This is a genomic window from Streptomyces sp. NBC_00846 (assembly GCF_045207325.1).
GTDB lineage: Bacteria > Actinomycetota > Actinomycetes > Streptomycetales > Streptomycetaceae > Streptomyces.
Genome location: NZ_CP108846.1, coordinates 4,059,457 through 4,077,127, shown reverse-complemented (window position 1 = coordinate 4,077,127; position 17,671 = coordinate 4,059,457). Strand labels below are relative to the sequence as shown.

General features: G+C 70.3%; 18 protein-coding genes. 13 read left to right on the top strand and 5 right to left on the bottom strand.

Annotation, left to right across the window (positions count from 1 at the left end):
• The first annotated feature begins 37 nt into the window (after positions 1 to 37).
• The 10 genes from OG936_RS18795 (at position 38) to pstB (ending at position 10,879) form a co-directional block, all read left to right on the top strand.
• On the top strand, positions 38 to 448 hold the full coding sequence (locus tag OG936_RS18795) for a GntR family transcriptional regulator (protein ID WP_406496086.1): 411 nt from the start codon (positions 38 to 40) through the stop codon (positions 446 to 448).
• On the top strand, positions 445 to 1,341 hold the full coding sequence (locus OG936_RS18790) for an ABC transporter ATP-binding protein (RefSeq protein WP_383760198.1): 897 nt from the start codon (positions 445 to 447) through the stop codon (positions 1,339 to 1,341). Before OG936_RS18795 ends, OG936_RS18790 begins: the two co-directional genes overlap by 4 nt.
• Complete coding sequence (locus tag OG936_RS18785) at positions 1,338 to 2,321, top strand: hypothetical protein (RefSeq protein WP_406496085.1); 984 nt, start codon at positions 1,338 to 1,340, stop codon at positions 2,319 to 2,321. Before OG936_RS18790 ends, OG936_RS18785 begins: the two co-directional genes overlap by 4 nt.
• Before the next feature lie 292 nt (positions 2,322 to 2,613).
• Positions 2,614 to 4,869, top strand: a complete 2,256-nt coding sequence (locus tag OG936_RS18780) for an RNA degradosome polyphosphate kinase (RefSeq protein WP_406496083.1) — start codon at positions 2,614 to 2,616, stop codon at positions 4,867 to 4,869.
• Positions 4,856 to 5,860 (top strand): CHAD domain-containing protein, encoded by a 1,005-nt coding sequence (locus OG936_RS18775; RefSeq protein WP_406496082.1) that lies wholly within the window; start codon positions 4,856 to 4,858, stop codon positions 5,858 to 5,860. The genes OG936_RS18780 and OG936_RS18775 overlap by 14 nt, the downstream gene beginning before the upstream one ends.
• A gap of 71 nt (positions 5,861 to 5,931) precedes the next feature.
• The gene (locus OG936_RS18770; RefSeq protein ID WP_406496080.1) at positions 5,932 to 6,378 is read left to right on the top strand and encodes an NUDIX hydrolase; all 447 of its coding nucleotides are present in this window, start codon (positions 5,932 to 5,934) and stop codon (positions 6,376 to 6,378) included.
• Positions 6,379 to 6,600: 222 nt separating this feature from the next.
• On the top strand, positions 6,601 to 7,737 hold the full coding sequence (gene pstS, locus OG936_RS18765; RefSeq protein ID WP_406496079.1) for a phosphate ABC transporter substrate-binding protein PstS: 1,137 nt from the start codon (positions 6,601 to 6,603) through the stop codon (positions 7,735 to 7,737).
• A gap of 259 nt (positions 7,738 to 7,996) precedes the next feature.
• Positions 7,997 to 8,992, top strand: a complete 996-nt coding sequence (pstC, locus tag OG936_RS18760; protein WP_406496077.1) for a phosphate ABC transporter permease subunit PstC — start codon at positions 7,997 to 7,999, stop codon at positions 8,990 to 8,992.
• Positions 8,989 to 10,074, top strand: coding sequence for a phosphate ABC transporter permease PstA (gene pstA / locus OG936_RS18755; RefSeq protein WP_406496075.1), 1,086 nt, complete (start codon positions 8,989 to 8,991; stop codon positions 10,072 to 10,074). The genes pstC and pstA overlap by 4 nt, the downstream gene beginning before the upstream one ends.
• Before the next feature lie 28 nt (positions 10,075 to 10,102).
• Positions 10,103 to 10,879, top strand: coding sequence for a phosphate ABC transporter ATP-binding protein PstB (pstB, locus tag OG936_RS18750; protein WP_266747542.1), 777 nt, complete (start codon positions 10,103 to 10,105; stop codon positions 10,877 to 10,879).
• Between the two features lie 144 nt (positions 10,880 to 11,023).
• On the opposite strand, the gene OG936_RS18745 is transcribed toward pstB, so the two are convergent.
• Positions 11,024 to 12,022, bottom strand: coding sequence for an anion permease (locus OG936_RS18745; RefSeq protein WP_406496074.1), 999 nt, complete (start codon positions 12,020 to 12,022; stop codon positions 11,024 to 11,026).
• Between the two features lie 5 nt (positions 12,023 to 12,027).
• Positions 12,028 to 12,648, bottom strand: coding sequence for a DUF47 domain-containing protein (locus tag OG936_RS18740; protein WP_266416320.1), 621 nt, complete (start codon positions 12,646 to 12,648; stop codon positions 12,028 to 12,030).
• A 200-nt stretch (positions 12,649 to 12,848) separates the two neighbouring features.
• Here OG936_RS18740 and OG936_RS18735 point away from each other — a divergent pair, with 200 nt between their 5' ends.
• Positions 12,849 to 13,220: a metal-sensitive transcriptional regulator gene (locus OG936_RS18735; RefSeq protein ID WP_383760182.1), complete on the top strand. Its 372-nt coding sequence runs from the start codon at positions 12,849 to 12,851 to the stop codon at positions 13,218 to 13,220.
• A 27-nt stretch (positions 13,221 to 13,247) separates the two neighbouring features.
• Here the strand turns inward: OG936_RS18735 and OG936_RS18730 are convergent, their stop codons facing one another.
• The gene (locus tag OG936_RS18730; protein ID WP_266752334.1) at positions 13,248 to 13,436 is read right to left on the bottom strand and encodes a hypothetical protein; all 189 of its coding nucleotides are present in this window, start codon (positions 13,434 to 13,436) and stop codon (positions 13,248 to 13,250) included.
• Positions 13,437 to 13,604: 168 nt separating this feature from the next.
• Positions 13,605 to 14,570 carry a hypothetical protein gene (locus OG936_RS18725; protein ID WP_406496072.1) on the bottom strand — a complete coding sequence of 322 codons (966 nt, stop codon included), beginning with the start codon at positions 14,568 to 14,570 and terminating at the stop codon, positions 13,605 to 13,607.
• Positions 14,571 to 14,702: 132 nt separating this feature from the next.
• Here OG936_RS18725 and OG936_RS18720 point away from each other — a divergent pair, with 132 nt between their 5' ends.
• Together OG936_RS18720 and OG936_RS18715 are read left to right on the top strand one after the other, a co-directional pair.
• Positions 14,703 to 14,891, top strand: coding sequence for a hypothetical protein (locus OG936_RS18720; protein ID WP_406496071.1), 189 nt, complete (start codon positions 14,703 to 14,705; stop codon positions 14,889 to 14,891).
• A 143-nt stretch (positions 14,892 to 15,034) separates the two neighbouring features.
• Complete coding sequence (locus tag OG936_RS18715; RefSeq protein ID WP_406496070.1) at positions 15,035 to 16,678, top strand: FAD-binding oxidoreductase; 1,644 nt, start codon at positions 15,035 to 15,037, stop codon at positions 16,676 to 16,678.
• 60 nt (positions 16,679 to 16,738) lie between these two features.
• Here the strand turns inward: OG936_RS18715 and OG936_RS18710 are convergent, their stop codons facing one another.
• Positions 16,739 to 17,470 carry a phosphatase PAP2 family protein gene (locus tag OG936_RS18710; protein WP_406500505.1) on the bottom strand — a complete coding sequence of 244 codons (732 nt, stop codon included), beginning with the start codon at positions 17,468 to 17,470 and terminating at the stop codon, positions 16,739 to 16,741.
• Between the last annotated feature and the right edge of the window lie 201 nt (positions 17,471 to 17,671).

Genomic DNA, 17,671 nt, shown 5'->3' with positions numbered 1-17,671 from the left:
ACCCTTTCACTACTTAATTAGTGAAAGGGGTGTGAGCATGGCAGAGTCCGCAGCGGTCGAGTACCACATCGACCGGCGCAGCGGCGTCGCCACGTACCTCCAGATCGTCCAGCAGACCAAACAGGCCCTCCGCCTGGGCCTGCTGGAGCCCGGCGACCGGCTGCCCACCGCACGCGAGGTCGTCGAGGCCACCGCCATCAACCCGAACACCGTGCTCAAGGCGTACCGCGAGCTGGAGCGCGAGGGCCTCGTCGAGGCCCGGCGCGGGCTCGGCACCTTCGTCACGCGGACCCTCGGCGGCGCGGCGGCCGTCGACGACTCGCCGCTGCGCGCCGAGCTCGCCGACTGGGCCCGCCGGGCCCGCACGGCCGGGCTGGAGAAGGACGACGTGAGCGCGCTCTTCACCGCCGTACTGGACAAGACTTTCGAGGGGGATCACGCCGGATGACAGGCGCTGCGATCGAGGCCGTCGGCCTCGGCATGAAGTACCGGAGCAGAGGCGGGAGCTGGGCGCTGCGCGACTGTTCGTTCCGGCTGCCCACCGGGCGCGTGTGCGCTCTCGTCGGCCCCAACGGTGCCGGCAAGTCCACCCTGCTCGCCCTCGCGGCGGGCTTCCTGCGGCCGGCGGAGGGAACGGTACGGGTGCTGGGCACGGCGCCCGGCGGGGCGCGGGCCCGGATGGCCTTCGTGGCCCAGGACAAGCCGCTGTACCCGCAGTTGACGGTCGCCGGGACCCTCTGGGCGGGCGCCGAGCTGAACCCGGGCACCTGGGACCAGGACACGGCCGAACGCATCGCCGGGGAGCTCCCGCGCGACGCCTCGGTCCGCACCCTCTCGGGCGGCCAGCGCACCCGGCTCGCGCTGGCCCTCGCCCTCGGCAAGCGGCCCGAACTGCTCCTGCTGGACGAGCCGATGGCCGATCTCGACCCGCTCGCCCGCCACCAGCTGATGGGCGCGCTGATGGCCGAGGCCGCCGAGCACTCCACGACGATCGTGATGTCCTCGCACATCCTCACCGAGCTGGAGGGCGCCTGCGACTACCTCCTGCTCGTCGACGGCGGCCGGGTCCGCCTGGGCGGCGAGACGGACGACCTGCTCGCCGCGCACGCCCTGCTCACCGGTCCCGTACGGGACACCGCGCCGCACACCGTCGTCGAGTCCCGCACGGCGGGGCGTCTGCAGACCGCACTCGTACGGAGGCAGGGCCCCGTGGACACCACCGTCTGGGAAACCGCCGAGCCCTCGCTGGAGGAGCTGCTGCTGGCACATCTGCGCGCGCCGCAGGCCCCTGCCCTGCTGACGCCGAGCGCCGGGGCCGGCCTGGAGGTGGCGGCCGTATGAGCACGATCGCCTTGCGCGGCCCGGAACGGGTCGTCATTCGTCAGCACCGTTGGACGCTGTGGACCGTCGGCGTCCTCGCGCTCGCGGGGATCGCCGCCGTGGTCGTCGCCTACCTGTGGATGGCGTCCGCCTCCGACACGTTCGCGAACAGCGGCTGCTCGGTGGAGAACACGGTCCGGGGGTGCGGTGACACCGTCCGGCACTTCCTCGACGCCGAACTCCGTTTCGGCCGCGCCGTCGATTACGCGGACCTGGTGATGATGCTCCTGCCGGCCTTCGTCGGCATGTTCGTCGCGGGTCCGCTGATCGGCAGGGAGCTGGAGAGCGGCACGTACAAGCTGTTCTGGTCCCAGTCGGTGTCGCCCGCGCGCTGGCTCGCCGCCAAGCTCGCCGTACCCGCCGTGCTGACACTCGCCGGGGTCTCCGTACTGTCCGCCGTCTCCGCCTGGGCCAGGTCGCGAACAGCCGGGACGCACTACCCGACAGGCGACTGGTACGAACGGCAGGTCTACGGCGCGATGGGCACGGTCCCCGTGGGCTACGCCCTCCTCATGCTCGCCTTCGGCGCGCTCGCCGGGCTGCTGCTGCGGCGCACCGTCGCCGCGATGATCGCGACCGTGGTCGGGTACGGCGTGCTGGTCGTCGCCCTGAACAACGTACGCGACCATCTGTGGCCGGTCCGAACGGCCACCTTCCCGGTGGGCGACTACCGGTTCCCCGACGCGGCCGCCGAAGTCGGACAGGGCTGGCTGACCAGCGGGGGCACCAGGCTGCTGCCCGCCCCGTCCGACGTGTGCCTGGACGCGTCCGCCGACCTCGGCAAGTGCCTGGCCGACCACGACATCACCCGTAGCTACATCGATTACCACCCGGCCTCGCACTTCTGGCCGCTCCAGCTCGTCGAGACCGGCATCCTGCTCGTCCTCGCCGCGCTCGCCGTCACCGTCGCCTTCCGGGTGCTGGGCCGCCGGCACGGCTGAACCCTCCCGGCGGTGTCCGGGCCCCTGCCGTGGGCCCGGACACCGCCCGCAGGACCGGTCCGCGCACCCGCACACCGCTTCCTGCACGTCATGTCGCCGTTACCGGCCATTCAGAAGGGCTTGCGACCCTCTCAGGATGCAGCCAGTCGTGCCGACCCCCCGCAACGGGAGAGATCCCGGTGGAGACGACAAGGGCCGCGGAGGCCGCGGTAACCCCACGGACCGCGCGTTTCCCGCGATCTCCGTGCCCTCCGGCGCGCCCTCGGAGCCCCGGACGCGGAAGAATGGGTTCATGAGCCAGCAGCCCAGCTCCGAGGTCCCGGCCCAGTCCCCCGCGCAGCCGTCCGTGGGCTCGCTCGCCGCCCAGCGGCCGCACGCCGTCGCCGCGGCGGCGGCCAACAGCGCGGCGCTATCGACCCGAGCCGACCTCGATCCCGACATCGACGCCGACGTCGACGCGTACGAACCCGACGCCGAAGGCGACGAGCTGCCGCGCGGCCGCTTCCTGGACCGGGAACGCAGTTGGCTCGCATTCAACGAACGAGTGCTCGAACTGGCCGAGGATCCGGCGACCCCCCTCCTCGAACGGGCTAATTTCCTCGCCATCTTCGCCTCCAACCTGGACGAGTTCTTCATGGTCCGGGTGGCCGGGCTGAAGCGCCGTATCGCCACCGGGGTCGCCACCCGCTCCGCCTCCGGGCTCCAGCCCCGCGAAGTCCTCGACCTGATCTGGACCCGCTCGCGCGAGCTCATGGCCCGGCACGCCGCCTGCTACCAGCAGGACATCGCCCCAGCCCTGTCCGACGAGGGCATCCAGCTGATCCGCTGGCCCGAACTGACCGAGAAGGAGCAGGCCCGCCTGTTCACCTTCTTCCGGCAGCGCGTCTTCCCCGTGCTGACCCCCCTCGCCGTCGACCCGGCGCACCCCTTCCCGTACATCTCGGGCCTCTCGCTCAACCTCGCCGTCGTCGTACGCAACCCGGTCAGCGGCCACCGCCACTTCGCCCGGGTCAAGGTGCCGCCGCTGCTGACCCGCTTCCTGGAGGCGTCGCCGCAGCGGTACGTGCCCATAGAGGACGTCATCGCCGCCCACCTCGAAGAGCTCTTCCCGGGCATGGAGGTCCTCGCCCACCACACGTTCCGGGTCACCAGGAACGAGGACCTGGAGGTCGAGGAGGACGACGCCGAGAACCTTCTCCAGGCCCTGGAGAAGGAACTCATGCGGCGCCGCTTCGGCCCGCCGGTCCGCCTGGAGGTCGAGGAGTCGATCGACCCGTACGTGCTGGACCTGCTGGTACGTGAACTCAAGGTGTCCGACGCCGAGGTCTACCCGCTGCCCGGACCGCTCGACCTCACCGGGCTCTTCGGCATAGCGTCCCTGGACCGGCCCGAGCTGAAGTACCCCAAGTTCATCGCGGGCACCCACCGCGATCTCGCCGAGGTCGAATCCGCCGCCGCGCCCGACATCTTCGCCGCGCTGCGCGAACGCGACGTACTCCTGCACCACCCGTACGACTCGTTCTCCACCTCCGTACAGGCGTTCCTGGAGCAGGCCGCCGCCGACCCCGACGTCCTCGCCATCAAGCAGACCCTGTACCGGACTTCGGGCGAATCCCCGATCGTGGAAGCGCTGGTCGACGCCGCCGAATCCGGCAAGCAGGTCCTCGTACTCGTCGAGATCAAGGCGCGCTTCGACGAGCAGGCCAACATCAAGTGGGCGCGCAAGCTGGAGGAGTCCGGCTGCCATGTGGTCTACGGCCTCGTCGGCCTCAAGACCCACTGCAAGCTCTCGCTCGTCGTCCGCCAGGAAGGCGACACGCTGCGCCGCTACTCGCACGTCGGCACCGGCAACTACCACCCCAAGACGGCCCGGCTGTACGAGGACCTCGGCCTGCTGACCGCCGACCCGCAGGTCGGCGCGGACCTCTCCGACCTCTTCAACCGGCTCTCCGGCTACTCCCGCCGCGAGACCTACCGCCGCCTCCTGGTCGCCCCGAAGTCCCTGCGCGACGGGCTGATCGCCCGGATCAACAAGGAGGTCACGCACCAGCGGGCCGGGCGGGCCGCCTACGTCCGCATCAAGGTCAACTCGATGGTCGACGAGGCGATCATCGACGCCTGCTACCGGGCCGCGATGGCGGGCGTGCCGGTGGACATCTGGGTACGCGGCATCTGCGCGATCCGCCCCGGCGTCGCGGGCCTCTCCGAAAACGTCCGGGTCCGCTCGATACTGGGCCGCTTCCTCGAACACTCGCGGGTCTTCGTGTTCGGCAACGGCGGCGAGCCCGAAGTGTGGTTCGGTAGCGCCGACATGATGCACCGCAACCTCGACCGCCGGATCGAGGCGCTGGTCCGCGTCACCGACCCCGCCCATCGCGTCGCGCTCAGCCGTCTCCTGGAGACCGGCATGGCCGACACCACCTCCTCCTGGCACCTGGGCCCCGACGGGAACTGGACCCGGCACGCCACGGACGCGGACGGCCAACCGCTGCGGAACGTACAGGAAATGCTCATTGACGCCCGGAGGCGCCGGCGTGCGACGCCATGACCACCAGACGACGCAGGCGGACCTTACGGCAGGGGCGGTGCTCGCGCCCTACCTGCAGGAACAGGCCGCCGAATTCCTGCGCAGCCTGCGCCTGCACCGCGAGAACAGCGCCCCCACGGACGCCGGGAGCCACGCCGCCGAGGAGGCCGCCGGTGCGCTGCGCCGCTCGTCCCGCCGGATCGGCGGCACGCTGCACACCTTCCGGGCGGCCCTGGACACGGCCTGGGCCGAGCAGCTCCGCACCGAACTGGCCTGGCTCTCGGGCACCCTGGCCCGGGAACACGCCTACGCGACCCGGCTGAACCGGCTCCTCGAAGCGCTGCACCACCTGTCCGGCACCTCGCTGCCCGCCGCCCGCACGGCATCGGGGTCCGGTACCGGCTCCGCCGGTGACAAGGAGCGCGCCGTCCTCGGCGTCGGCGCGGCCCGGGCCGGCGCGCTGCTTGAGCGGCAGCTGACCCTCGCCCGGACCCGCGCCCACTCGGCGGCGCTCCAGGCGCTCGGCTCCTCCCGCTTCCACGCGGTGGCCGACGCGGTCGCGCTGCTCGCCTCCGAGGTCCCGCTCGCCGCGGCGGCCACGGCCCCGGCCGAGGAGATGCTGCACGGCCCCGCCGACCGGGCCGAACAACAGCTGCTCGGCGCGGTGGCCGCGCTCCCGTCGGACCGGGCGGTCGAGCCGTACAACGAGGCGCAGGACGCGCCCTGGCACCGGACCCGGCTGCTGCTGCGCCTGCACCGGTACGCCCACGAGGTGGTGCGGGGCGCTCCCGATCCGGTCCTGGCCGCGCCGGGGCACGCTCTCGATCTGCACCGGGACGCGTCGGAGGCGGCCGCGGCGGCGGCGTCGGCGGCCCGCACCCCCCGGATCGCGCCCGCGACCGCGTACGCCCTGGGGATGCTCCACGCCGATCAGCGGCACGCGGTGGAGGCGGCGCGCAACGGGTTCCGGGAGAGCTGGCCGTACGCGAACGCGCCGGTGGTCGCGCCATGAGCTGCCGTACGCGAACCGGGCGGTGATCGCACCATGAGCTGGCCGTACGCGAACCGGGCGGTGATCGCACCATGAGCGGCGAGCCCGCCCCGGGTCCCGTGCTCGCCGCGGGGTGTGTGCTGTGGCGCCGGGCCGCGTACTCCGGCGAGCTGGAGATCTGCCTGGTCCACAGGCCTCGTTACGACGACTGGTCGCATCCGAAGGGCAAGCTGAAGCGCGGCGAGTCCGCGCTGGACTGCGCCCGGCGCGAGGTACTGGAGGAGACCGGCCACCACTGCGCGCCCGGCGCCGCGCTCCCCACGATCCGGTACACCGTGAACGGGCGCCCCAAGGAGGTCGCCTACTGGGCGGCCGAGGCGACCGGCGGCGCCTTCGTACCGAACGCGGAGGTCGACCGGGTGAGCTGGCTCTCCCCGGCGGCGGCCCGGACCCTCCTCACCCGGGCCCACGACCGGGACGTGCTGGACGCCCTGCTCGCCCGCCTGCCGGGCACACCATCGAGCCCGTCCGGTGATTGAGGACGAAGAACCGCACCCCGAACCGCACCCCGAACCCGCGCAGCAGAACCGCGCCGCCCAGCACGGTTCACCTTCCGTTCACCCGCCCCCGTAAACCGCTTCACCTGTTCTGCCTAACTTCGGCAGTGCACGGTGCACGGCGCCAATGCCGGAGCACCCACCACAACGCACGCCGTCGTAGAACGAAGACACCTCGGCGGCTCCTGGAAGGAACACCCGAAAGTGAAGCTTCAGCGCAAGAACCGGCTTCGTGCCACCGCGCTCGGTGCCCTCGCCGTCTCCAGCGCCCTGGTCCTCACGGCGTGCGGTTCGGACAACAACAGCGGCGGCACCACCGGTGGCGACGGCGGCAAGACGAGCGCCGCGTCGGACATCAAGTGCGACGACGCCAAGGGCCAGCTGCTCGCCTCCGGCTCCAGCGCGCAGAAGAACGCCATGGACCTCTGGGCCAAGAACTACATGGCCGGCTGCTCGGGCGTCGAGATCAACTACAAGTCGTCCTCCTCCGGTGAGGGCATCATCGCCTTCAACCAGGGCACGGTCGGCTTCGCCGGTTCCGACTCGGCGCTGAAGCCCGAAGAGGTCGCCGACTCGAAGAAGATCTGCAAGACCGGCCAGGGCATCGACCTCCCGATGGTCGGCGGACCGATCGCCATCGGCTACCACCTGGAAGGCGTCGACAGCCTCACGCTGGACGCCCCCACCCTCGCCAAGATCTTCGACACGAAGATCAAGAAGTGGAACGACCCGGCGATCGCCAAGCTCAACAGCGGGGTCAAGCTTCCGGACAAGGCCATCCAGCCCTTCCACCGCTCCGAGGACTCCGGCACCACCCAGAACCTCGGCAAGTACCTGGGCGCCGCCGCCCCGAAGGACTGGAAGTACGAGGCCGAGAAGAAGTGGCCGGCCCCCGGTGGCCAGGCCGCGTCCAACTCTTCCGGTGTCGCCGCCCAGGTGAAGCAGGTCGACGGCGCGATCGGCTACTTCGAGCTCAGCTACGCCACCTCGCAGTCGATCCCCACCATCGACATCAACACCGGTGGCTCCGCCCCGGTCAAGGCCACCCCGGAGAACGCCTCCAAGGCCATCGCCGCCGCCAAGATCAAGGGCACCGGCAAGGACCTGGCGCTCGACCTCGACTACACCACCAAGGCCGAGGGCGCGTACCCGATCGTCCTGGTGACGTACGAGGTCGTCTGCGACACGGGCAACAAGGCCGAGACCCTGCCCACGGTCAAGTCCTTCCTGAACTACACCGCCAGTGACGAGGGCCAGAAGCTCCTCACCGAGGCCGGTTACGCGCCGATCCCGACCGAGATCAACAGCAAGGTCCGCGAGACCATCGCCTCCCTCTCGTAACCAGCACGCCGGACCGGGCCGCGTGATCGGGGGACACGCAGCCCGAAGCACGTAAGCACACAGCACCACAGGCACCACAGGCACCACAGGCACCACAGGCACCACAGGCACCACAGGCACCAACGCAAGCAACACCAGCTACATCCGCGTCACCCAGCAGGCCGGTCCGGCGCACCCCTCCGGGCCGGCCCGCGACCACCCATCCGGTGCACCGCCGCCAGGGGAGCCACGCCGCTCCCCCACACAGACCGGAAAGACCATGGCTTCCACCACACCGATAGACACGCCACCGCCGCCACCGGCCGTGCGAAACCGCGACAGGCCCAGGACCGGGCGCGCGGGCGACAAGATCTTCCTGAGCCTCTCCAGGGGCTCGGGCATTCTGCTGCTCGTGATCATGGCGTCCATCGCCGCGTTCCTCACCTACCGCGCCGCGCTCGCCGTCTCCAAGGACCAGGGCAACTTCTTCACCACCTTCGACTGGAACCCGGCCGGTGATCCGCCGGTCTTCGGCATCGCGGTCCTCCTCTTCGGCACGGTCGTCAGCTCGCTCATCGCGATGGCCATCGCCGTCCCGGTCGCTGTCGGCATCGCGCTGTTCATCTCGCACTACGCGCCGCGCAAGCTGGCCGCGCCCCTCGCCTACGTCGTCGATCTGCTCGCCGCAGTGCCGAGCATCGTGTACGGCATCTGGGGCGCCCTCTTCCTCGTCCCGTACCTGGAGGGCCTGAACCTCTGGCTCGACCAGTTCTTCGGCTGGACGTACCTCTTCGAGAAGACCGAGGTCGGCGTCGCCCGCTCGCTCTTCACCGTCGGCATCCTGCTCGCGATCATGATCCTGCCGATCGTGACCAGTGTCAGCCGCGAAGTCTTCCTCCAGGTCCCGAAGACGAACGAGGAGGCCGCCCTCGCCCTCGGCGCCACCCGCTGGGAGGTCATCCGCCTCTCGGTGCTCCCCTTCGGCCGCTCCGGCGTGATCTCCGCGTCGATGCTGGGCCTGGGCCGGGCGCTCGGCGAGACGATGGCCGTCGCCACGGTCCTGTCGCCGAGCTTCATCATCTCCGGGCATCTGCTCAATCCGGGCGGCGGAACGTTCGCCCAGAACATCGCCGCGAAGTTCGACGAGGCCGATCAGTTCGGGCGGGACGCCCTGATCGCCTCCGGCCTCGTCCTCTTCGTCCTCACCCTGCTGGTCAACGGCGCGGCCCGGCTCATCATCGCCCGCCGCAAGGAGTACTCGGGGGCCAACGCATGAGCCAGGCAGCCAACACCGGCATCCAGGAACGCCCCACTCCGACGGCGCCCGCACGCGGGACGAGCCTCAGCAGCCGGGCCCTTCCCCGCTGGGCCCCCTTCGGCTTCGCGGCCGTCGCGCTCGCGCTGGGCGTGGGCATCGGCGCGGCGGCGGGCTGGCGCAGCCACACCCAGTGGGGGCTGTTCTCCGCCCTGCTCTTCGTCGTCATCTCGTACGTCACGACGACGGTCGTCGAGAACCAGCGCCAGGCCAAGGACCGGCTCGTCACCAGCGTCGTCTGGGTGTGCTTCCTGCTGGCCGTCGTGCCGCTCGCTTCGCTCCTGTGGACGACGATCAGCCGGGGCGCGGCGCGCCTGGACGGGTACTTCCTGACCCACTCGATGGCCGGCGTGCTCGGCTCCGAGCCGACCGGCGGTGTCTATCACGCACTGATCGGCACGCTGGAGCAGGTCGGCATCGCCACCCTGATCTCCGCCCCCATCGGCATGCTGACCGCCGTCTACCTGGTGGAGTACGGCAAGGGTGCCCTGGCGAAGACCGTGACCTTCTTCGTCGACGTCATGACGGGCATCCCGTCCATCGTCGCCGGTCTCTTCATCCTCTCGATCATGCTGATGACGAAGACCGCCCCGTCCGGTCTGATGGGCGCGCTGGCGCTCACGATCCTGATGATCCCGGTCGTGGTCCGCTCCACCGAGGAGATGCTCAAGCTCGTCCCGAACGAGCTCCGCGAGGCATCGCTCGCGCTCGGCATCCCGAAGTGGCGCACCATCCTGAAGGTGGTCCTCCCGACCGCGATCGGCGGCATCACCACGGGGGTGATGCTCGCGATCGCCCGCATCGCCGGTGAGACGGCGCCGATCATGCTGCTGGTCTTCGGCAGCCAGTTGATCAACGCCAACCCCTTCCAGGGCGCACAGTCCTCGCTCCCCTTCTACATCTGGGAGCAGTACAAGGTCGGCACCGACCAGTCGTACGACCGTGCCTGGGCCGCGGCTCTGGTCCTGATCGCCTTCGTCATGATCCTCAATCTGGTGGCCCGCGGCATCGCCCGCTGGAAGGCCCCGAAGACCGGCCGCTGACCGCGGCACGAAAGAAGCAGTGATTCAGATGGCCAAGCGCATCGACGTCAGCGGCCTGTCCGCCTACTACGGCTCCCACCTCGCCATCGAGGACATCTCGATGACCGTGGAGCCCCGCTCCGTGACCGCCTTCATCGGCCCGTCCGGCTGCGGCAAGTCCACCTTCCTGCGCACCCTGAACCGCATGCACGAGGTCACCCCCGGCGGCCGCGTCGAGGGCAAGGTGCTGCTGGACGACGAGAACCTGTACGGGCCGAACGTCGACCCGGTCACCGTGCGCCGCACGGTCGGCATGGTCTTCCAGCGCCCGAACCCGTTCCCGACCATGTCGATCTTCGACAACGTCGCGGCGGGCCTCAAGCTGAACGGCTCGTACAAGAAGAACCAGCTGTCGGACATCGTCGAGAAGTCCCTGCGCGGCGCCAACCTCTGGAACGAGGTCAAGGACCGGCTGAACAAGCCCGGCTCCGGACTCTCCGGCGGCCAGCAGCAGCGCCTGTGCATCGCCCGCGCGATCGCCGTCGAGCCCGACGTGCTGCTGATGGACGAGCCGTGCTCCGCCCTTGACCCGATCTCCACCCTTGCCATCGAGGACCTGATCGGCGAGCTGAAGGAGCGCTTCACGATCGTCATCGTGACGCACAACATGCAGCAGGCGGCCCGCGTCTCGGACCGCACGGCGTTCTTCAACCTCGCGGCGGTCGGCAAGCCCGGCAAGCTCGTGGAGATCGACGAGACGGAGCGCATCTTCTCCAACCCGTCCGTCCAGGCCACCGAGGACTACATCTCGGGCCGCTTCGGATAGACCCCCATGAACGCCTTTGGGTGCTGCATGGCGGTGCCACCCGTAAGGCAAAGGGTCCGCCCCGCTCCCCTTCACAGGGAAGCGGGGCGGACCCGTCTCCATACCGCCGCGTCGCTGCCGGACGACCCCGGCAACCCCGCTTCGTCACCCGAAGAGCAGCACCACGACCCCGTAGCTCGCGGCGGCGACCAGCGCCGCGGCCGGCATCGTGATGAACCACCCCAGGATGATGTTCTTGGCAACCCCCCAGCGCACGGCGTTCACCCGCTTCGTGGCGCCCACACCCATGATCGCCGAGGTGATCACGTGCGTCGTGGAGATCGGCGCGTGGAACATGAACGCCGAGCCGAACATGATCGACGCACCCGTCGTCTCCGCGGCGAACCCCTGCGGCGGGTCCAGCTCGATGATCTTCCGGCCGAGCGTCCGCATGATGCGCCAGCCGCCCGCGTACGTACCCAGCGAGAGCATCAGCGCGCAGACGAGCTTCACCCAGACCGGAATCGGGTCGCTCGGGCTCTCGACATCGGCGATGACCAGGGCCATCACGACGACACCCATCGTCTTCTGCGCGTCCTGCAGACCGTGACCGAGCGCCATGCCCGCGGCCGAGACCGTCTGGGCGATCCGGAAGCCGCGCTTGGCCTTGTGCGGATTGGCTTTCCGGAACAACCACATGATCGCGACCATCACGAGATAGCCGGCGACGAGGCCGATGATCGGCGAGAGGAACATGGGGATGACGACCTTGTCGAGCACCCCGTCCCAGTGCACCAGCGTTCCGCCGGCGAGCGCCGCACCGACCATGCCGCCGAACAGCGCGTGCGAGGAAGAGGAGGGCAGCCCGAAATACCAGGTGACAAGGTTCCAGATGATCGCGCCGACCAGCGCGGCGAAGAGGATTCCCATCCCCTTGTGGCCCTCGGGGGTCGCGATCAGCCCCTCGCTCACGGTCTTGGCGACACCGCTGCCGAGGAACGCGCCGGCCAGGTTCATCACCGCGGCCATCGCGAGTGCCGCACGCGGGGTGAGCGCACGGGTGGAGACGGACGTGGCGATGGCATTCGCCGAGTCGTGGAAGCCGTTCGTATAGGTGAAGCCGAGCGCGACACCGATGGTCACGATCAGCGCAAAGGTGTCCACGTGGTTCAGGACTCCTTGACCGCGATGGTCTCCACCGTGTTGGCGACGTGCTCGAAAGCGTCGGCCGCCTCTTCCAGTACGTCCACGATCTGCTTGAGCTTCAGCACCTCTATGGCGTCGTACTTGCCATTGAAGAGGTGGGCGAGCAGTTTGCGGTGGATCTGGTCGGCCTGGTTCTCCAGACGATTGACCTCGATCCAGTACTCGGTGAGGTTGTCCATCGTGCGCAGACCCGGCATCGCCTCGGCGGTCAGCTCGGCCGCGCGGGCCAGCACCTCGACCTGCTGGGCGACGCCCTTGGGAAGTTCCTCGACCTGATACAGCACGACCAGGTCGACGGCCTCCTCCATGAAGTCCATGATGTCGTCGAGCGAAGAAGCGAGGTTGTAAATGTCCTCGCGGTCGAAGGGCGTAATGAAAGAGGAGTTCAGCTGGTGGAAGATCGCGTGGGTGGCATCGTCCCCCGCGTGCTCCGCTGCCCGCATGCGCTCCGCGATCTCGACTCGGGAGGCAGAATCCGCCCCGAGCAGTTCCATCAGGAGTTTCGAGCCCGTGACGATGTTGTCCGCGGATGCGGAGAACATGTCGTAGAAGCTCGTCTCCCTGGGGGTCAGACGAAAGCGCACGTGGGGTCCTCGGGGTGCTTTGGATTCGGTCAGGCTGATGCTAGGTGCATCATCCGGCCACGGCTAACCGGCGTTCTTCAGTGTCGCGCATCGGGCACAGTGATCAGCACGGGCCCCCGGTCACGTTTCGGCAGAATTCGTTAAGATATACCCACCAGGGGTATACAAACGGCAGGGTAAAGGGAAAGCGGGAGGCAGAAATGACCACTACCGAGGCTGCCGGGACCACCGCCGCCGGCGCGGCGACGGAATCGGTCGCGGAACCGGTCGTCACCGACCACGACCGGGGTGTACACGGCTATCACCACCAGAAGGCCGAGCACCTCAAGCGGCTGCGCCGGATCGAGGGCCAGATCCGCGGCCTGCAGCGCATGGTCGACGAGGACGTCTACTGCATCGACATACTCACGCAGGTCTCGGCGTCCACGAAGGCGCTCCAGTCCTTCGCCCTCCAACTGCTGGAGGAGCATCTGCGGCACTGCGTCGCCGACGCGTCGGTCAAGGGCGGCGCGGAGATCGATGCGAAGGTCGAGGAAGCCACGAAGGCCATCGCCCGGCTGCTCCGCACCTGATGCGGGGCCCCGTGCCCGGCCCCGTCCTCACCCCCGGTGGTCGGCCTGCCGGGGGACGGTGGCTCGTTCCGCGATCACCCGGACGTTCAGCACCTCGTCGATACGGTCCGCGCTGAGCCGTTCCCCGTGCGCGGCCGAAGCGGCGATCATCAGCTCACCGCAGAGCTCGATCTCGGCGAGGGCCACATGGTCGGATACGGTCCGCGTGCCGAGCATCACCGCGTCACTCACCTCTCGCCGCCGTCACGGGCTTCCTAGCGTAGGGAGCGAACCACACCCCGCGCATGGCACGGACGGACCATTTCCCACCCGCCGCCCTGCCTACGCCGCGCCGCCCCCGCCCCACTCCCCACTCCCCGTCCTGCTGTTTCTGCCCATCTCTGCCTATCTCTGCCGGATCTTCCCGGTGTAGATGTCGCTGTCGTCCGGCAGCCGTACGGAGACCGGCACTCCGAATCCGTACAGCAGCGTCGTCGACACCACCTCCACCGCCGGCCCCTCGTTGGCGAAGCTGAAGCGGTGGCGCACCTTGCGCAGCCGCCCCTGTTCGTCGATGTACGCGTCGAACGGCACCGTGTGCGTACGGACGCCCTTCGCCGCGGCGGCCAGTGCCCCGCGTGATTCCGGCGAGACCTCGCGCGCCGCCCGCCCGATGTCCGAAACACCCCGGTAGTGCCGCACGGTCACCCCGGCGAGCTCGGTCCTCTCCACGTACGTCACCTGCCGCGCCCCCAGCAGCAGTTCGGCGGCGGCCATCGGATCCGTCACACCGCCGGTGACCAGGTTGCCGTCCTCCAGGGTCGTCGTGTCGACCCTGACCCACTTGTCCTCCGGCACTCCGGCACCGCGGTTCATCATGTAGAGCGCGCCGGGGGCCAGCAGCTCGATGATGGGGCGGTGCTCGTCCTCGCCCGCGGCGTCCTTGGGCAGCACGACCGTGAGCCGGCCCGTCCGGTGCCGGAAGTCGTACGTCCCCCGGCCCCTGATCGTCACCCGCGTCCCACCCGCCGCGGTCTCCATCGACGTACGCACCTCGGCGCTTCCGGCGACGACCCGGCCTCGGCCTCCGGCACCAACCTCGACACCGTGGGCGGCCCCGGCCTCGGCACCGTGGGCGGCCCCGGCCACCGTCGCTGTTCCGGTACCGGTCACCGTCGCCGTTCCCGCGAGCACCGCGGCAGCACGGTGGACCGCGTCGAGGGAGTCGGCCCCGCCCCGCTCGTCGGCCATGGCACGGTCGCCGCCGCCACCGCCGCCACCGCACCCGGCGGTCGCCGCCATCACGCCCACCACGGCGAGGGCGCAGACAGCGCGTGCCCCGCCTCCGGACCTGTGCTGCTGCACCACCATCGCCTGCCAACCCCCAACGACGTACCGTTTGCCCGAGCCCCCATCCGTTCCGCATAACGACGGCCCGTGTCCCCCGTCACGCCGCTCCCGTACGCCACACCGCCGGGTGGCCGTGCCCAGTACCGTGGACGGGTGTACGACCAACGCACCGAAGAGGCCCCGCAGACTCCCCCCACCACCGCGTCCGCCGGGCACGATCCCGCGACCGTGGAACGCGGCTCGTTCTGCACCGCCCGCTGCCGTTGCGGCTGGTCCGGGCCGGCCCGCCGCTCCCGGGACCGGGCCCGCACGGACGCCGCAGAACACCGCGCCGCGCCCTGACCCCGCTCCCCGACGCCTGTCCCTCTCCCCCTTCCGATCCGTCACCCCCTCTCCCTTCCGATCCGTCCCCTCCTCCCCTCTGATCCGTCTTCTCCCGGTGTCCCCCCACCGACCGGCCCATGAGCGCCCGACCCGGAGGTCCGATGAACCCGCTGCCCCTGCCCGGCCGGCGCACCCTGCTCCTCGCGGGGGCCGCGGCAGCCCTCACCGGCGCCACCGCGACCGCTTGCAGCGGCGCATCCGGCTCGGGTTCCGACTCCGGCAGCAACCCGTCGGGCGCCACGGGCGCAGCGGGCACCACGGGCACCGCGGATGCCACTCCCACCTCAACGGCCTCACCGGTCCCGTCGAATTCCGCGCCGTCCGGCCCCGCGGACTGGTCCGCCCTGGCCAGGAGCCTCGACGGCGCCCTCGTTCGCCCCCAGGACGCGGCCTATTCGACCGCCCGTCAGCTCTACAACACCCGTTTCGACAGCCTGAAGCCCGCCGCCGTCGCCTACGTCAGGCACGAGGCGGACATCCGCGAGTGCCTGGCCTTCGCCCGCCGCACCGCCACCCCCGTGTCCATCCGCAGCGGCGGCCATTCCTACGCGGGCTGGTCCAGCGGCGACGGACGCCTCGTCGTCGATGTCTCGTCACTGTCCCGCGTCGAGGCGAGCGGCACGATCGGCGCGGGCGCCAAGCTCATCGACGTCTACCAGGGCCTCGCCGGGCACGGCCTGACGATCCCCGGCGGCTCCTGCCCCACGGTCGGCATCTCCGGCCTCACGCTCGGCGGCGGTCACGGCGTCGCGTCCCGCGCGTACGGCCTGACCTGCGACAGCCTCACCGCGGCCACCGTCGTCACGGCCGACGGCAAGACCCTCACCGTGGACGCCAAGCACCACCCGGACCTGTTCTGGGCGCTGCGCGGCGCGGGCAACGGCAACTTCGGCGTGGTCACCGAGCTGAGGTTCCGTACCCGCCCGGTCCCGCAGACCGTCGCCGCGTACATGTCCTGGCCCTGGTCGCGCGCCCGCTCCGTCGTCACGGCCTGGCAGGAGTGGGGACCGTCCCAGCCCGACGAGATCTGGTCCTCCGCGCATCTCGACGCGGGCCCGGGCGGCGTCAACCCGACCGTCTCGGTGGCCGCGTTCGGCCTCGGTACGTACGGCGACCTGCAGAACGCCGTCGACCGCCTCGCCGACCGGATCGGCGCTTCGGCCTCCTCCGTATCGCTGCGCCGCCGCAGCTACCAGGAGTCGATGCTCGTGTACGCGGGCTGCTCGGGCATCACCGACGCCCAGTGCCACCTGCCGGGTACGACGCCCGGCCGCACCCCGCAGGGCACGCTCCAGCGCGAGACGTACGCCGCCGCTTCCGACTTCTACGACCGCTCCCTGTCGCCGGCGGGCGTGCAGACCCTGCTCGACCGGGCCGAGGCGTTCACCCGGATTCCCGTGACCCAGAGCGGAGGCGGTGGTTCCGTCACGCTCACCGCACTCGGCGGGGCGATCAACCGCGTCTCTCCGGACGCGACGGCCTTCGTCCACCGCCGCTCACGCGTGCTCGCCCAGTACATCGGTGCCTGGCGCGCCGGCACGGCGGGCAGCGCGCAACAGGACTGGCTGAAGGACACTCATGCAGCGATGCGCCGGTACGCGTCCGGAGCGGCGTACCAGAACTACACGGACCCGACGCTGACCGACTGGCGCCGGGCCTATTACGGCTCGGCGGCCGACCGGCTCACCCGCCTTAAGCAGCAGTACGACCCCGGGCGCCTCTTCGCCTTCCCGCAAGCACTCTGACATCACCGCGCCGCGGAGGACTTCCTCTCCCCCTGCCCGCACGCGTCTCCCGGCCGATTCCTACGCGGCCAGGTCCTTCTCGCCGTCCCCGCCGCCCGTGCCCGGCCGCGGTTCCGGAATCCCGACGGCGCCGGTCCGTCCGCCGGACGCCACCGACGGCGCCGGCCGACGCGACCGTACGAGCCACCCGAGCCGGTCCGAACGGGAGACGGCCCCCGTCAACGGGGTCAGCAGCATCATCGCCAGCGGGGCGAGCAGCAGGGCGGCCGCGGTGCCGAGCGCGAACCCGCCGATGACATCGGTCGGGTAATGGACGCCCATGTAGATCCTGCAGAACCCTTCCAGCAGGGCGAGGGCGATCGCCGCGACGCCGAACTTCCGGTTGGCCACGAAGAGCCCGACGGCCAGGGCCATCGCCATCGTGGCGTGGTCGCTCACGAAGGAGAAGTCGTTCTTCCCCGCCACCAGGACGTCCAGCCCCTGGTGGTCCCTGAACGGGCGCGGTCGCTGCACGAAGTCACGGATCGGGATGTTGATGAGCAGCGCGATCCCGGCGGCGAGCGGTGCCCAGACGATCCCGGAGACGGCCGTCACCGAATCGTCGGCCGTGCCGCGCCGGCGCGCGCTCCACCAGCACCACAGGATGACCAGGACCATCCCGAGCATGATCCCGTACTCGCCGACGAACTCCATGACCCGGTCGAACCAGCTGGGAGCCGACTTCGCGAGCCCGTTGATGTCGTAGAGCAGGCTGACATCGGGGTTCGACCCATCCAGTGCGAGTCCAGCCATCTGCTGCGGCCCCTTGCCTTGTCTGCTGCCGCGGGGCACGCCCATGTGCACCGCCTTGACGAACCCCCGTATCGATTCGATCACTGCGTGGATCCGTATTGCATGGATCCGTACTGCGTGGATCAGTACTGCGCGGGCGCTCCGCCCGTGAGGGCTTCCCCGGTCGGCGCCGCGCGGTCAGAGCACCGCTGTCCCGGTCGA

Coding starts and splice junctions, on each gene's coding strand:
- OG936_RS18770 (WP_406496080.1), top strand. CDS start 5,932: ATGAGCGGCGAGCCCGCCCCGGGTCCCGTGCTCGCCGCGGGGTGTGTG.
- OG936_RS18785 (WP_406496085.1), top strand. CDS start 1,338: ATGAGCACGATCGCCTTGCGCGGCCCGGAACGGGTCGTCATTCGTCAG.
- OG936_RS18730 (WP_266752334.1), bottom strand. CDS start 13,436: ATGCTCGGCACGCGGACCGTATCCGACCATGTGGCCCTCGCCGAGATC.
- OG936_RS18790 (WP_383760198.1), top strand. CDS start 445: ATGACAGGCGCTGCGATCGAGGCCGTCGGCCTCGGCATGAAGTACCGG.
- OG936_RS18715 (WP_406496070.1), top strand. CDS start 15,035: ATGAACCCGCTGCCCCTGCCCGGCCGGCGCACCCTGCTCCTCGCGGGG.
- OG936_RS18735 (WP_383760182.1), top strand. CDS start 12,849: ATGACCACTACCGAGGCTGCCGGGACCACCGCCGCCGGCGCGGCGACG.
- OG936_RS18795 (WP_406496086.1), top strand. CDS start 38: ATGGCAGAGTCCGCAGCGGTCGAGTACCACATCGACCGGCGCAGCGGC.
- OG936_RS18725 (WP_406496072.1), bottom strand. CDS start 14,570: ATGGTGGTGCAGCAGCACAGGTCCGGAGGCGGGGCACGCGCTGTCTGC.
- pstB (WP_266747542.1), top strand. CDS start 10,103: ATGGCCAAGCGCATCGACGTCAGCGGCCTGTCCGCCTACTACGGCTCC.
- pstA (WP_406496075.1), top strand. CDS start 8,989: ATGAGCCAGGCAGCCAACACCGGCATCCAGGAACGCCCCACTCCGACG.
- pstC (WP_406496077.1), top strand. CDS start 7,997: ATGGCTTCCACCACACCGATAGACACGCCACCGCCGCCACCGGCCGTG.
- OG936_RS18710 (WP_406500505.1), bottom strand. CDS start 17,470: ATGGCTGGACTCGCACTGGATGGGTCGAACCCCGATGTCAGCCTGCTC.
- OG936_RS18780 (WP_406496083.1), top strand. CDS start 2,614: ATGAGCCAGCAGCCCAGCTCCGAGGTCCCGGCCCAGTCCCCCGCGCAG.